Here is a 15,339-nt window from a genome sequence, read left to right as displayed (position 1 = left end):
ACAGCGCCTTAAACCATCGTGAGCAGGGCACCAGTCATTAACCATGCCTCATAAGGTACCGTTAACCACATTTTAAAAGCTTTTGTTCATAACGTACTCGGGTGAGGTCATGTAGCCCGTCGGCGCGGGAGAAGTCGCTGGCGACGCACACTTGAGGAAGGCGTTGAATATGTCCGATATCGTCCTGACGGCGGCAGTCCGCCAGAACCTGCTCTCGCTGCAGGGCACCGCCGATCTGCTCTCGACCACGCAGACCCGCCTCGCCACCGGAAAGAAGGTCAACAGCGCGCTCGACAACCCGACCAACTACTTCACCGCAGCCGGGCTCGATGCCCGCGCCGGCGACATCAGCAATCTGCTCGACAGCATCGGCAACGGCGTCCAGGTGCTGCAGGCCGCCAACACCGGCATCACCTCGCTGCAGAAGCTGGTCGATACCGCCAAGTCGATCGCCAACCAGGCGCTGCAGCAGCCGACGGGCTACAGCACGAAATCCAACATTCAGTACATCGGTGCGGGAACCGGCGTCGCCCCCGTAGGTCCGGCGACTGCCGCCGACCTTACGGTCAGCAAGCTCAACGGTGGTGTCTACACGTTCAACAATTCCGCGGGCCTCGCTGCGACGATCACGATCGGCACGGCTGCCTCGGCCTTCGATCCGACGACCAAGGCGGCGACTGTCAAAACTCTCGACCAGCTCAATACGGCGCTGGCAGTGGCAGGCATCAACCTGTCGGCCTCGATCACAGGAACCGATAACCTGACATTCACGTCCACCAACGACGGTGCAGGTCAGACCATCACCAGCACCGCGTCCCCTACGCCGCCGACGGCGCTAGACGCAATCAACATCAGCGCCAACGCGTTCGGTGGCGGTGTCGGCGGTGCGGTCGTTCCGGCGGTTCCCGACGCGGTTTCGCAAACCGCGCGCGCCACCCTGGTCAGCCAGTACAATCAGGTCATCGACCAGATCAAGACCACGGCGCAGGATGCATCGTTCAACGGCATCAACCTTCTGGACGGCAACTCGCTGAAGCTGATCTTCAACGAAACCGGCAAGTCGACGTTGACGATTGCAGGCGTCAGCTTCGACCCGAATGGCCTCGGCCTCTCAAAGCTCGCCGCCGGCACCGATTTCATCGACAACGTGCTGACAGGCAAGGTGCTGGCGGCGCTCAACAACGCCAGCAGCACGCTGCGCTCGCAGGCCTCGGCGTTCGGCGCCAACCTCTCGATCGTGCAGATCCGCCAGGATTTCGCGAAGAACATCATCAATGTGCTGCAGACCGGCTCGTCCAACCTGACTCTGGCCGACTCCAACGAGGAGGCGGCCAACAGCCAGGCGCTGTCGACCCGCCAGTCGATCGCGGTCTCCGCGCTCGCGCTCGCCAACCAGTCGCAGCAGAGCGTGCTCAAGCTCCTTCAGTAAGCGGAGAACCGTTTCGAGCCATCAAAACGGCGGGGCAGGGCCCCGCCGCTTTTCCTTGAAACCGCGATGGAGCCGACGGACGACGCCCCAAAACCAGCTCCGTTGATGAAGCAAAAGCCTTTTTTTTGATGCAGTTTTGCATTCGAATGTTCGGGTATTGTTCATGGTGATTCGTGTAACTGTTTCCGGACACGCGCGCCGCGCTGCGGCGGTTTGCAAGGGATAAGGCGATGGCGCTGAAGGTTGAATTGAAGCCGTTCGAGCGGATCATCATCGGTGAAAGCGTCATCACCAATTCGGAGACGCGAGCCCACTTTTTGATCGATGGCGCAGCGCCGATCCTGCGCGAGAAGGACATCCTGACGGCGGAGACAGCCAATTCCCCGGTGAAGCGGCTCTATCTCTGCGCGCAGATGATGTACCTGGAAAAGGACATCCCGAAGTACCAGGAGCTTTATATGGGCTTCGTCAAGGATTTGCTGGAGGCGGTGCCGAGCTTCAGGCCGCAGATCGAGGACGCAAGTAAGCTAATTTTAAGCGGCCAACTCTACAATTCGTTAAAGGAAATCCGCAAGCTTATCAAACTGGAAGAGGAGTTGCTGAGGTGACGAATGTCTAGTGCTGCCGCCAATGCCTACGCACGTATTGCAAACACCACCTCTTCCCCCCGTGATATCGAAGCCCAGGCCCTGCTGAAGGCGGCGAACAAGTTGCAGGCCATCGTCGGCAACGAAAACGCGACGAGCGAACAGATCTCCGAAGCGCTGATGTTCAACCGGAAGCTATGGGCCATCTTTCTCAGCGACGTCTTGCGCGACGAAAACCAGCAACCGTTGCAAGTGCGGCAGAACATCGCCAACCTCGGTATCTTCGTTCTGAGCCAGACCATGGCGCTGCAGATCAGCCCGCAGGTCGAGCACATCAAGCCGCTGATCGAGATCAACCGCAACCTCGCGGCCGGCCTCGGCGGCCGCGCCTGAACAGCAACGGGCATCAAGCAGGAAGGTTCAGCTATGGGTGATATCTTCAGCACTCTTGCAGCCGGCTACACGTCCAAACCCCCGACGCCTCCGTCGCATACGAAGTATGTCCCTGTCGATGCCACGCAGTGGGAAGGGACCTGGAAGGGGACCTATTCGACGGGTGAGAAGTTTTCCTTCTCGGTGTCCAACGTGCAGGGATTTCGCGGGAAGGTGAGATATCAGAGCGGCAACGGTCCGATCAAATACCAGGACATCCTGATCAAGGACAACGCCTTCAAGATGGGCGACTCCAAATTCTTGCTGTCGAAGGAGGGCCACGGCACGATCAAGACCGTGGTCACCAATCCCGCCACCGGGCAGTCGACCCTGAACTCGGCGCCGGTCGATCGGGTCTGATAGTAGTCAGCCTCTGTTCGATCCGCGATCGCGCGTCCTGATCAATCTCATCAGTAACTTCAGCATTGCCTGATCGCGCGCGGCATCTTGCTTCGACGTCGCCCTCTGTCTGCTTGTTGTCGTCGCAAAAGCTGCGGGACGACATATCTCCCATGAATTCAGCACGTCTGCGCTGTTTGCGCGTTTTAAAGGACAGATGATCGCGCCGAGCGGCGAATCAGGTTGCGATTCTCCCTTTGCAACACTTTTAAGATAAATTTTCCCGCTTTACGTGTTTTTTTGCGTGTCGCTTATCTCGCTTTACAACTGGAGAGCGTTCCTATTAGTGTCCGAGTTGGGGCGCTGAGTAGACTGACAGGCAGTTGTGCCGGCACTTTTTGATTGAGGGCGGTTCCTTCAATGCCGAATGCCGGCAATAGATGCGCCGTGGTCAAGCGGTTTTCGTGGTTGCGGGTGCTTGCCGCGTCGCGCCGCAAATCCAGGTCATTCCGATTTTTTTGCGTTCGTCGCCGCATCTGCCGGTCATGTGTGACCGCGCGAACTCCGTTCCATCGTTCAAACCGGGCCTCTCCGCGTGATCCTGCAATCGCGGGCAATCGTTGGCGCGTCCGTTCATCACTAACCATCAAACATCCGGGAGCTGTCCATGACTGACTTGTCGCTGACGGGAGCAACGATCGCAGAGAACGCTGCGAATGGCGCGGCAATCGGAATCGTTGACGACAATGATCCGGCGACGGTGCTGTCGTTTGCCTTGATCGACGATGCGGGCGGCCGGTTCGTCATCGATGCCGGCACCGGCGCGGTGACCGTGGCCAACGGCGCGTTGCTGGACTTCGAGACGGCGACCTCGCACGACGTCACAGTGCGGGCGACGGATCAGAACGGGGCGACCATCGACAAGGTGCTCACGCTGGATGTCACCGACGTCAATGAAGCGCCGACCGGCGCGGCGCTGGCCGGCGGGTCGGTCGCGGAGAATTCGGCGAGCGGCACCGTCGTCGGCACGGCTGCAGGCGTCGATCCGGACGCCGGCGCCGTGTTGTCTTACGCGCTGACGGATGATGCCGGAGGCCGGTTCGCGATCGATACGACGACGGGCCAGATCACGGTCGCGAACGGGGCGCTGCTGAACTTCGAGGCCGCAGCGTCGCATGACGTCACCGTGCGGGTGACCGATCAGGGCGGGTTGACCTTCGACAAGGTTTTCACTGTTGCAGTCAACGACATCAACGAGGTGCCCACCGCGGCGTCGCTGGCGGGCGGATCGGTCGCCGAGAGCGCGGTGAACGGCACGGTGGTCGGCGTGGTGACAGGCGCTGATCCCGATGCGGGGGCGGTACTGTCCTATGCGCTGACAGACGATGCCGGAGGCCGCTTCGCGATCGATGCGGGCACGGGACAGATCACGGTGGCGAACGGGACCTTGCTCGACTTCGAAACGGTCGCGTCGCATGACGTCACCGTTCGAGTGACCGACCAGGGCGGACTCAGCTTCGGCAAGGTCTTCACCATCTCGATCACCGACGTATCCGGCACGTTCGTCGGCACGGCGGGCGACGACGTCATTGTCGGAAGCGCCGAGCAGGATCTGATCCAGGGATTGGGCGGCAACGATGTGCTCCAGGGCGGCGCCGGCGCCGACACCCTGGATGGCGGCGCCGGGAGCGACACCGCAAGCTATGCCGGCGCGGCGACCGGAATCGTCGCGTCGCTCGCGCAGCCTTCAGCCAACACCGGCGAAGCGGTCGGCGACAGCTACATCAGCATCGAGAACCTGACCGGCAGCGCCTTCGCCGATTCACTGACCGGCGATGCGAACGACAACATTATCGATGGCAGAGCCGGCAACGACCTGCTCGTCGGTGGCGCCGGCGCGGACACACTGATCGGCGGCGACGGCATCGATACTGCAAGTTATGCGGCCGCGACCGGCGGCGTCATCGCCAACCTGACCGATTCCTCGGGCAATACCGGAGCTGCGGCCGGCGATACCTACAGCGGCATCGAAAACCTGACGGGGACGGCCTTTGCCGACAGGCTGATCGGCGACGTCGACAATAACGTCATCGATGGCGGCGCGGGCAACGACGTGCTCGAAGGAGGCGGCGGCGCGGACACGCTGATCGGCGGTGCCGGCGTCGATACGGCGAGCTACGCGGGCGCGGAAACCGGGGTGACCGCCAGCCTTGCGTCGCCCTCGGGCAACACCGGAGACGCTGCCGGCGACACCTACAACAGCATCGAAAATCTGACCGGCAGCGCGTTCAACGATATTCTTACGGGTAGCACTGCGGCCAACAGGATCGACGGGGGTGACGGAAACGATACCCTCATCGGCGGCGCCGGAGCGGATACTCTAATCGGCGGAGCCGGCACCGACACCGCAAGCTACGCTTCCGCGGCAGCCGGTGTCACGGCCAGCCTTGCTACATCCGCGGGCACTGCCGGCGACGCGGCAGGCGATGCCTACAACGGCATCGAGAACCTGACCGGCAGTGCGTTTGCCGACACGCTGAGCGGCGACGACAACGGCAACGTGCTCAATGGTGGCTCGGGCAACGACCTGCTCGACGGCGGCGCAGGGGCGGACTCGCTAATCGGCGGGGCGGGCACCGACACCGTGAGCTATGCGAGCGCGGCCGATGCGGTGACGGCCAGTCTTGTCGCATCCGCTGGCAATGCCGGCGATGCGGCCGGCGATACCTACAGCAGCATCGAGAATCTGACCGGCAGTGGGTTCGCCGATATTTTGACCGGCAATGCCAGCGCCAATGTCCTTGATGGCGGCGAAGACGACGATGTGCTGAGCGGCGGAGCGGGCGCAGACACCCTGATCGGCGGTGCCGGCACCGATACCGCGAGCTACGCGACTGCGGCAACGGGAGTGACCGCCAACCTCGCTGCCTCCTCGGGCAATTCCGGCGACGCGGCGGGCGACACCTACAACGGTATCGAGAATCTGACCGGCAGCGCGTTTGCCGACACACTGACCGGCAATGCAGGCGCCAACACGATCGATGGCGGCGACGGCAACGACGTTCTGACCGGCGGTGCCGGTGCAGACACCCTCCTTGGCGGGGCCGGCACCGACACTGCGAGCTATGCGAGCGCGGCGAGCGGCATCACCGCCAGCCTTGCAACCTCCGCGAACAACACCGGCGATGCGCTGGGCGACGCCTATGGCGGCATCGAAAATCTGACCGGAACGGCATTCGCCGACGTATTGGGAGGCGACGAGAACAACAACAGTCTCGACGGCGGTGCGGGCAACGATGTGCTCGAAGGTGGTGCCGGAGCAGACCTTCTGATTGGCGGCGCGGGCAGCGACACCGCGAGTTATGCGACGGCGCTTGCGGCGGTGACCGCGAGCCTTGCCGCGCCGGCATCCAACACCGGCGATGCCGCCGGCGACACCTATGTCGACATCGAGAACCTGCTGGGCAGCGCGTTGGCCGACAATCTGACCGGCGACGTGAACAACAACGCCCTCGGCGGCGGCGCGGGCGACGATACCCTGAACGGTGGCGCGGGCAACGACATGCTGGAGGGCGGCACCGGCGCGGACGCGCTGACCGGCGGCGACGGCATCGACACCGCGAGCTATGCCACCGCGACGGCAAGCGTGACGGCCAGCCTGGCCGCGCCTGCGGGCAACACCGGCGACGCGGTCGGCGACAGCTATAACGGCATCGAGAATCTGCTGGGCAGCGCATTTGCCGATACGCTGACCGGCGACGCGAACGACAACACGCTTAGCGGTGGCGTGGGCAACGACACTCTGGATGGCGGCGCGGGCAACGACGTGCTCGAAGGTGGCGTCGGCGCGGATGCGCTGATCGGAGGCCTCGGCACCGATACCGCCAGTTATGCGAATGCCGGCGCGGGCGTCCTCGCCAGCCTTGGCGCCTTCACCGACAATACCGGCGAAGCTGCCGGCGATACCTACAACGCGATCGAAAACCTGCTCGGCAGCGGCTTCAACGACACCTTGGTCGGCGACGCCGGCGCGAACCGGCTCGACGGCGGAGCCGGCGACGACACGCTGATCGGCGGCGCGGGCGCCGACGCCTTGATAGGAGGCGCGGGCACCGACACCGCGAGCTATACTGCCGCAGCCGCAGGCGTCGTCGCCAATCTCGCTGCGTCCGCGGGCAACACCGGCGAGGCGGCCGGCGATACGTATACTTCCGTTGAAAATATCATCGGAACAAACTTCGTCGACACGCTGACCGGCGATGCCGCAAACAACGCGCTGAGCGGCGGGGGCGGCAACGACACGCTCAACGGTGGGGACGGTAATGACGTGCTGGACGGCGGAGCGGGAACCGATACGCTGGCAGGTGGCAACGGTAATGACACGTTCTATGTTGATGCTTCGACGGATGTGGTCAACGAAAGCAACGGCACGATCGGGGGCATCGACACCGTCATCATCGGAACCACCAGTTACACGATGTCGGCCAATGTCGAGAACGGCACGGCGGCGCTGACATCCAACACCACGATCATCGGCAGCGCGGACAACAACACCCTCACCGGCAACGTCGGCGACGATACGCTGATCGGCGGTGCCGGGGCGGATACGTTGATCGGCGGTGCGGGTAGCGACACTGCGAGCTACGAGGGGGCAACTGTCGGCGTGACGGCCAATCTCGCCAATTCTTCGGCCAACACCAATGACGCGGCGGGCGACAGCTACACCAGCATCGAGAACCTGAAAGGCAGCGGCTTCAACGATGTTTTGATCGGCGATGCAGGCAACAACACCCTCAGTGGAGGCAACGGCGGCTTCGATACCTTGATCGGTGGCGCCGGAGCTGATGTTTTGATCGCAGGCGGCTCAACGTCTGCGAGTTATTCGACTTCGACCGTCGGGTTGACAGCGTCTTTGGCAACGCCATCCATGAACACGGGTGATGCTGCCGGGGATACCTACATTGGCATCTCCAGTTTGATTGGCAGCAGCTTCAATGACACGTTGATTGGCAATGCCGGCAACAATGACATCAGCGCTGGTGCGGGCGATGACGTGCTCGATGGCGGCGTCGGAACCGACAGGCTGTTTGGTGAGTTGGGCAACGACACCTACTACGTTGACGTCTCGACCGATCAGATATTCGAGAGCGCCAATCAGGGCATCGACACCGTCATCATCGGAACCACCAGTTACACGCTGTCGGCCAATGTCGAGAACGGCACGGCGGCGCTGACATCCAACACCACGATCATCGGCAGCGCGGACAACAACACCCTCACCGGCAACGTCGGCGACGATACGCTGATCGGCGGTGCCGGGGCGGATACGTTGATCGGCGGTGCGGGTAGCGACACTGCGAGCTACGAGGGGGCAACTGTCGGCGTGACGGCCAATCTCGCCAATTCTTCGGCCAACACCAATGACGCGACGGGCGACAGCTACACCAGCATCGAGAACCTGAAAGGCAGCGGCTTCAACGATGTTTTGATCGGCGATGCAGGCAACAACACCCTCAGTGGAGGCAACGGCGGCTTCGATACCTTGATCGGTGGCGCCGGAGCCGACGTCCTGGTGGGTGGCGGTGTCACGACTGCAAGCTATTCGACATCAACGGTAGGGTTGACAGTGTCGCTGGCGACACCGTCGAGCAACACCGGCGATGCGGCGGGGGATACCTATAGCGGCGTCGCGAACCTGGCCGGCAGCGCCTTCAATGACACGTTGATCGGCAACGCCGGCAACAATGACATCAGCGCTGGTGCGGGCGATGACGTGCTCGATGGCGGCGTCGGAACCGACAGGCTGTTTGGTGAGTTGGGCAACGACACCTACTACGTTGACGTCTCGACCGATCAGATATTCGAGAGCGCCAATCAGGGCATCGACACCGTCATCATCGGAACCACCAGTTACACGCTGTCGGCCAATGTCGAGAACGGCACGGCGGCGCTGACATCCAACACCACGATCATCGGCAGCGCGGACAACAACACCCTCACCGGCAACGTCGGCGACGATACGCTGATCGGCGGTGCCGGGGCGGATACGTTGATCGGCGGTGCGGGTAGCGACACTGCGAGCTACGAGGGGGCAACTGTCGGCGTGACGGCCAATCTCGCCAATTCTTCGGCCAACACCAATGACGCGGCGGGCGACAGCTACACCAGCATCGAGAACCTGAAAGGCAGCGGCTTCAACGATGTTTTGATCGGCGATGCAGGCAACAACACCCTCAGTGGAGGCAACGGCGGCTTCGATACCTTGATCGGTGGCGCCGGAGCCGACGTCCTGGTGGGTGGCGGTGTCACGACTGCAAGCTATTCGACATCAACGGTAGGGTTGACAGTGTCGCTGGCGACACCGTCGAGCAACACCGGCGATGCGGCGGGGGATACCTATAGCGGCGTCGCGAACCTGGCCGGCAGCGCCTTCAATGACACGTTGATCGGCAACGCCGGCAACAATGACATCAGCGCTGGTGCGGGCGATGACGTGCTCGATGGCGGCGTCGGAACCGACAGGCTGTTTGGTGAGTTGGGCAACGACACCTACTACGTTGACGTCTCGACCGATCAGATATTCGAGAGCGCCAATCAGGGCATCGACACCGTCATCATCGGAACCACCAGTTACACGATGTCGGCCAATGTCGAGAACGGCACGGCGGCGCTGACATCCAACACCACGATCATCGGCAGCGCGGACAACAACACCCTCACCGGCAACGTCGGCGACGATACGCTGATCGGCGGTGCCGGGGCGGATACGTTGATCGGCGGTGCGGGTAGCGACACTGCGAGCTACGAGGGGGCAACTGTCGGCGTGACGGCCAATCTCGCCAATTCTTCGGCCAACACCAATGACGCGGCGGGCGACAGCTACACCAGCATCGAGAACCTGAAAGGCAGCGGCTTCAACGATGTTTTGATCGGCGATGCAGGCAACAACACCCTCAGTGGAGGCAACGGCGGCTTCGATACCTTGATCGGTGGCGCCGGAGCTGATGTTTTGATCGCAGGCGGCTCAACGTCTGCGAGTTATTCGACTTCGACCGTCGGGTTGACAGCGTCTTTGGCAACGCCATCCATGAACACGGGTGATGCTGCCGGGGATACCTACATTGGCATCTCCAGTTTGATTGGCAGCAGCTTCAATGACACGTTGATTGGCAATGCCGGCAACAATGACATCAGCGCTGGTGCGGGCGATGACGTGCTCGATGGCGGCGTCGGAACCGACAGGCTGTTTGGTGAGTTGGGCAACGACACCTACTACGTTGACGTCTCGACCGATCAGATATTCGAGAGCGCCAATCAGGGCATCGACACCGTCATCATCGGAACCACCAGTTACACGCTGTCGGCCAACGTTGAGAACGGCACGGCGGCGCTGACATCCAACACCACGATCATCGGCAGCGCGGACAACAACACCCTCACCGGCAACGTCGGCGACGATACGCTGATCGGCGGTGCCGGGGCGGATACGTTGATCGGCGGTGCGGGTAGCGACACTGCGAGCTACGAGGGGGCAACTGTCGGCGTGACGGCCAATCTCGCCAATTCTTCGGCCAACACCAATGACGCGGCGGGCGACAGCTACACCAGCATCGAGAACCTGAAAGGCAGCGGCTTCAACGATGTTTTGATCGGCGATGCAGGCAACAACACCCTCAGTGGAGGCAACGGCGGCTTCGATACCTTGATCGGTGGCGCCGGAGCCGACGTCCTGGTGGGTGGCGGTGTCACGACTGCAAGCTATTCGACATCAACGGTAGGGTTGACAGTGTCGCTGGCGACACCGTCGAGCAACACCGGCGATGCGGCGGGGGATACCTATAGCGGCGTCGCGAACCTGGCCGGCAGCGCCTTCAATGACACGTTGATCGGCAACGCCGGCAACAATGACATCAGCGCTGGTGCGGGCGATGACGTGCTCGATGGCGGCGTCGGAACCGACAGGCTGTTTGGTGAGTTGGGCAACGACACCTACTACGTTGACGTCTCGACCGATCAGATATTCGAGAGCGCCAATCAGGGCATCGACACCGTCATCATCGGAACCACCAGCTACACGATGTCGGCCAATGTCGAGAACGGCACGGCGGCGCTGGCGTCCAACACCACGATCACCGGCAGTGCCGACGACAACATCCTAATCGGCAACATCGGCAACGACATCCTAAACGGCGGAACCGGCAATGACACTCTGATCGGCGATGCCGGAGCCGATCAGTTGATCGGCGGGGCCGGATCGGACACCGCGAGCTACATCACCGCGGGGGCCGCAGTCACGGCCGACCTTTCAACGCCCGGGTCGAATCTGGGGCATGCGGCGGGTGACACGTATTCGAGTATCGAAAACCTCACGGGCAGTGCTTTCAACGATACGCTGCGCGGCGATGGTGGCGACAATATCCTGACCGGCGGGGCAGGAGCGGACACCCTGGTCGGCGGCGCCGGCACGGATACCGCGAGCTATTCAAATGCAAGCAGTGGCGTGGTCGCAAGTCTGGCTGCGCCGGCGAGCAATACAGGCGATGCGGCGGGCGATACCTACGATACCATCGAGAATCTCACGGGAAGTTCGTTCAACGACACACTCACCGGCACCTCCGGTATCAATGTAATCGATGGCGGCGCAGGAGATGACATTCTCATCGGTGGATCGGGTGCCGATCAATTGATCGGCGGCGCCGGCTCGAACACCGCAAGCTACATCACGGCTGCATCCGGCGTGACGGCGGATTTGTCGACGCCTAGCTTGAACGTCGGCGATGCCGCAGGCGATACGTTCCTGTTCATCCAGAACCTGACGGGAAGCAATTTCAACGACGTGCTGCGCGGCAATGCCGGTGCCAACATCCTGACGGGAGGCGCCGGCAACGACACATTGACCGGCGGCGCGGGCAACGATGCGTTTGTGTTCCACGCAGGCTTCGGCCAGGACACGATCACGGACTTTACGGCGGGGAGCGACTTGATCGAGCTTCACGACGGTATATTCGCCGACGCCAACGCTGCGCTCGCTGCGGCCACCCAGGTCGGCAGCGATACGTTGATTACTGTCGATGCATCGACCACCATCCTGCTGCAGAATGTTGCCCTGGCGAACCTGCACGCCAGCGATTTCCATATCGCCTAGAGCAGGATGAGATTAGGTTGGGCCGTGACGACGGACTATCTCGTGCCCCGGACGCAAGCGGCGTGAGTGCTGCGAGCCGGGGCCTATTCTACTTTGCATGGGGTTGTTTTCGCGATTTTGTGTCTAGGCCCTGCGGTGTACCGCCGAAGAAGTATCTGCACTGCGTCCAGGACACGAGATCGTTAACTGCGCGCTAATGGCGAATCGATTCGACTCCAACCCATCCCACTCTAGCAAGGGTCCCGACATGCCGATACTCCGTCACATTTGGTAACCGTTGCTAACCACATTTAAAGGCACGAACTGTATGAAAGTTGGGCAGTTTTGAAGTCCCCCAGCGGTCCTGCGAGCCGCTCCCATCGAGGTCGTGAATGTCCAATGCAGCCCAGGCCTACGCGCGTACGTCACATGCAACGGCATCTCCCCGTGAAATCGAAGCGCAGGCGCTGCTGAAGGCTGCGAGACAGCTTCTGGATGTTCAGGCCAACTGGACTGGCCCCGACAAGAACATGCACAATGCGCTGCTCTTCAATCGCCGGCTGTGGTCGATCTTCATGAGCGCGGTCGAGACCAACGACAACCCGCAACCGCTGGAAATTCGTCAGAACATCGCCAATCTCGGCGTGTTCGTGATGAAGCAGACAGTCGACATGCAGCTGAATCCGGATCCGGCGAAACTGAAGTCGCTGATCGACATCAACTGCAACCTCGCCGCGGGCCTGTCAGGCAAGGCCTGACGGTTTCGCGCGTCAAGCCTTGCGATCGGTGGCAAGAGCGCGCGTCGGCGCGTCCTTGGTCAGGTCGAGGGCGTGGAAATAGGCGCGACGGCGCAGCACCGCTTCATCGGGAAACTGCTGCACCACCACGCTGGTCCTGGTATCGACGACCTGGTAGACGATCGAGGCAGCTGCGCGATCGAAAACCACCTGACGCGATCTGGAAACATTGACCGCATCTGACTCCGCGCGCGCACGTGCGCTCGCATCTGCCGCCGTGACGCTTTGCGCCGCCGGCAGTTCTGTCGCCACCGCCTTATGCGCCGCTTCGCTCACGGGCTGCACAATCGGCGCGGCAACCGGTGCCCCCACCGGCTTGATGCTGAAATCTGTACTCACGGCAGCCTCCTGGCTTGCTTCGAGTCAAATCCCAACCCCTCTCGAATCGGAACTATGCCCCAACACCCCTCAATACAATGTTAGAGAATGCGCTGAATTTCGCGCTGAAATCCGCGGAAGTTTTTAGTTAAAATTGCTGCTATTTTTTTGGAAGCACGGAACGATCACAGCGAGCGGCTGACCGTGAGCGGCGTAATGTTGCGTGGTCCGGGCGTCGCGCGCTGTCCCGAGGCTGTATAGGTGTTCGGGATGTTCTTGCGTTGCATCTCGGTGTTGACGCCGCGCACGATGCCTTCGGACACCGCATGCGCCGTCGCAAGGACGGTGAGGTTGACCTGCAGCATGGCGCGGAAGGTGTCGTGATGGCGCCGCAGCGTGGTCAGCAATTCCGGCGAGACCTGAGTGAGATATTTTTGCGCGTTCTTCAGGCTTTCGACCGCCACCATATAGCGGCCCGACAACTCGCCTTTCTGCTCTTCCAGCCGCATCGCTTCGGGGATTTTGCCGGCGCGAACCAGTTCGGTTTCGCGTTCGATGATGCCGAGCAGGCCGGTCATCACGTCCATCAGATCTTCCGCGAGCTTGCGCGCTTCCGGCGGCGTGGAGATCGCTCTTGCTGGTGCGGATGCCGGTGAGCGTGCGGGGCTGGCCTGAGGACGCTGATTCATGTCGGGTTTTCCTTTTGGATCAGCCGGCGCGGTTGGCTTGCTGCAGGATCAAGGAGCGGAAGACGTCGTTGGAAATGCCGATGCCGCCGGACTTGGCAAAGGATTTCGAATATTCGTCCGTCAGCATCGAGCGCCAGACGCCGGTGCCGGTCGTGTCGCCGAACGGCCCTTCGCCTTTGACGCCGGTGGTCATCTGCGAAAACATCGAGTTGAGGAACATCGCCTCGAACTCCTGGGCCTTGGCGCGCGTCTTCTTCTGCGCCTCAGGCGAAATCTTCTTCAGCGCGTCGGCGAGTTGCGGATCGTTGCGGCCGTTGATCAGCGAAGCCTTTTTCTTCGTGTAGGCACCGATCCCATTGATAAGGCTCGTGTCCATCACATCACCTCGATGTCGGCCTGGATCGCGCCGGCGGCCTTGATCGCCTGCAGGATGCCGATCAGGTCGCGCGGGCCGATGCCAAGCCCGTTGAGGCCGTCGACGAGCTGCTGCAGCGAGACGCCGTCTTTCACGACCGCAAATTTCTTGCCGTCTTCGCTGACGCTGACCCCCGTGCGCGGCGTCACCACGGTGCGGCCGCGCGACAGCGGGTTGGGCTGGCTGACTTGCGGGCTTTCGGAAATCGTTACGGTGAGATTACCTTGCGCCACCGCCACGGTGGCGACGCGGACGTCGCGGCCCATCACGATGATGCCGGAACGTTCGTCGATGACGATCTTGGCGGCGAGATCCGGCTCGACCTGCAATTGCTCGATCTCGGTCAGGAAAGCGACGACGTTGCCCTTGAATTCGGTGGGGATCGCGAGCTGCACCGTGGAGGGATCGATCGGCTCGGCGGTCTTGACGCCGAGGAAATCGTTGACGGCCGCCGCTATGCGCTTGGCGGTGGTGAAATCGGCGTTGCGCAGCGCCAGCCGGACATTGGGCAGGCGATTGAGCGCGAATTCGATCTCGCGCTCGATGATGGCGCCGTTGGCGATGCGGCCGACGGTCGGCACGCCGCGGGTAATCTTGGCGGCTTCGCCTTCGGCCTGGAAGCCGGAGATCGCGAGCGAGCCCTGGGCGACCGCATAGACGTTGCCGTCGGCGCCGAGCAGGGGGGTGACGAGCAGGGTGCCGCCCTGCAGGTTCTTGGCGTCGCCGAGCGCGGATACCGTGACGTCCATCCGCGTGCCTTGAGTCCCGAAGGCCGGCAGATTGCCGGTGACCATGACGGCGGCGACGTTGCCGGTGCGGATGGTGGCGCCGCGGATGTTGACGCCCATGCGCTCCAGCATCGCCTGCAGCGATTGCTTGGTGAAGGGGATGTTGTTCAGCGTGTCGCCGGTGCCGTTGAGGCCGACCACGAGGCCGTAGCCGATCAGCTGGTTCTGCCGCACGCCTTCGATGTTGGCGAGATCCTTGATCCGCGACGTCGCACCCGCGGCCGAGGGCGATAACGCCAGCGCCAACAGCGCGGCGCAGGCCACCCAAATCAGTCTTGCCGAACGGATGCCGGGCATCCTGTGCTCCCCTCGAGGTCTTGACCGGACCGCTTGCGCCACTCCCATGACGGCGATCCAGCATTAACTATGCGAACGCCGTGCCACGTCGCGTTTCTGATGCAATACCTTGATATTTCTGGAT

Annotated in this window: 10 protein-coding genes; 6 read left to right on the top strand and 4 right to left on the bottom strand. The window is 62.1% G+C overall.

The window, feature by feature from the left end; genetic code table 11:
• Window positions 1–169 precede the first annotated feature (169 nt).
• The 6 genes from V1294_RS28960 (at window position 170) to flaF (V1294_RS28935) (ending at window position 12,669) form a co-directional block, all read left to right on the top strand.
• Entirely contained in the window at window positions 170–1,429 is a 1,260-nt protein-coding gene (locus V1294_RS28960; RefSeq protein WP_334501939.1) for a flagellin N-terminal helical domain-containing protein, read from the top strand.
• Between the two features lie 230 nt (window positions 1,430–1,659).
• Window positions 1,660–2,037 (top strand): flagellar biosynthesis repressor FlbT, encoded by a 378-nt coding sequence (gene flbT / locus V1294_RS28955; protein WP_334358984.1) that lies wholly within the window; start codon window positions 1,660–1,662, stop codon window positions 2,035–2,037.
• Between the two features lie 3 nt (window positions 2,038–2,040).
• Entirely contained in the window at window positions 2,041–2,409 is a 369-nt protein-coding gene (gene flaF, locus V1294_RS28950; protein WP_334501937.1) for a flagellar biosynthesis regulator FlaF, read from the top strand.
• Window positions 2,410–2,442: 33 nt separating this feature from the next.
• Window positions 2,443–2,808 (top strand): hypothetical protein, encoded by a 366-nt coding sequence (locus V1294_RS28945; protein ID WP_334501935.1) that lies wholly within the window; start codon window positions 2,443–2,445, stop codon window positions 2,806–2,808.
• 646 nt (window positions 2,809–3,454) lie between these two features.
• Window positions 3,455–11,932, top strand: coding sequence for a cadherin domain-containing protein (locus V1294_RS28940; protein ID WP_334501933.1), 8,478 nt, complete (start codon window positions 3,455–3,457; stop codon window positions 11,930–11,932).
• A gap of 371 nt (window positions 11,933–12,303) precedes the next feature.
• Window positions 12,304–12,669, top strand: coding sequence for a flagellar biosynthesis regulator FlaF (gene flaF / locus V1294_RS28935; protein ID WP_334501931.1), 366 nt, complete (start codon window positions 12,304–12,306; stop codon window positions 12,667–12,669).
• Window positions 12,670–12,681: 12 nt separating this feature from the next.
• Here flaF (V1294_RS28935) and V1294_RS28930 read toward each other — a convergent pair whose 3' ends face one another.
• The 4 genes from V1294_RS28930 to V1294_RS28915 form a co-directional block, all read right to left on the bottom strand.
• Window positions 12,682–13,047 (bottom strand): hypothetical protein, encoded by a 366-nt coding sequence (locus V1294_RS28930; RefSeq protein ID WP_334501929.1) that lies wholly within the window; start codon window positions 13,045–13,047, stop codon window positions 12,682–12,684.
• 164 nt (window positions 13,048–13,211) lie between these two features.
• Complete coding sequence (locus V1294_RS28925; protein ID WP_334501926.1) at window positions 13,212–13,715, bottom strand: hypothetical protein; 504 nt, start codon at window positions 13,713–13,715, stop codon at window positions 13,212–13,214.
• A 19-nt stretch (window positions 13,716–13,734) separates the two neighbouring features.
• Window positions 13,735–14,091, bottom strand: a complete 357-nt coding sequence (gene flgJ / locus V1294_RS28920; protein WP_108513185.1) for a flagellar assembly peptidoglycan hydrolase FlgJ — start codon at window positions 14,089–14,091, stop codon at window positions 13,735–13,737.
• On the bottom strand, window positions 14,091–15,215 hold the full coding sequence (locus V1294_RS28915) for a flagellar basal body P-ring protein FlgI (RefSeq protein ID WP_334501924.1): 1,125 nt from the start codon (window positions 15,213–15,215) through the stop codon (window positions 14,091–14,093). Before V1294_RS28915 ends, flgJ begins: the two co-directional genes overlap by 1 nt.
• Between the last annotated feature and the right edge of the window lie 124 nt (window positions 15,216–15,339).

The organism is Bradyrhizobium sp. AZCC 1678 (genome assembly GCF_036924765.1).
Lineage (GTDB): Bacteria > Pseudomonadota > Alphaproteobacteria > Rhizobiales > Xanthobacteraceae > Bradyrhizobium > Bradyrhizobium algeriense.
Note: the sequence above shows the minus strand (reverse complement) of the source record. Positions and strands in the feature narration are given on the sequence as shown.

Excerpts from the sequence above, each read along its gene's own strand:
- flaF (WP_334501937.1), top strand. The coding sequence starts at position 2,041 with ATGTCTAGTGCTGCCGCCAATGCCTACGCACGTATTGCAAACACCACC.
- flgJ (WP_108513185.1), bottom strand. The coding sequence starts at position 14,091 with ATGGACACGAGCCTTATCAATGGGATCGGTGCCTACACGAAGAAAAAG.
- V1294_RS28945 (WP_334501935.1), top strand. The coding sequence starts at position 2,443 with ATGGGTGATATCTTCAGCACTCTTGCAGCCGGCTACACGTCCAAACCC.
- V1294_RS28925 (WP_334501926.1), bottom strand. The coding sequence starts at position 13,715 with ATGAATCAGCGTCCTCAGGCCAGCCCCGCACGCTCACCGGCATCCGCA.
- flaF (WP_334501931.1), top strand. The coding sequence starts at position 12,304 with ATGTCCAATGCAGCCCAGGCCTACGCGCGTACGTCACATGCAACGGCA.
- V1294_RS28915 (WP_334501924.1), bottom strand. The coding sequence starts at position 15,215 with ATGCCCGGCATCCGTTCGGCAAGACTGATTTGGGTGGCCTGCGCCGCG.
- flbT (WP_334358984.1), top strand. The coding sequence starts at position 1,660 with ATGGCGCTGAAGGTTGAATTGAAGCCGTTCGAGCGGATCATCATCGGT.
- V1294_RS28960 (WP_334501939.1), top strand. The coding sequence starts at position 170 with ATGTCCGATATCGTCCTGACGGCGGCAGTCCGCCAGAACCTGCTCTCG.
- V1294_RS28940 (WP_334501933.1), top strand. The coding sequence starts at position 3,455 with ATGACTGACTTGTCGCTGACGGGAGCAACGATCGCAGAGAACGCTGCG.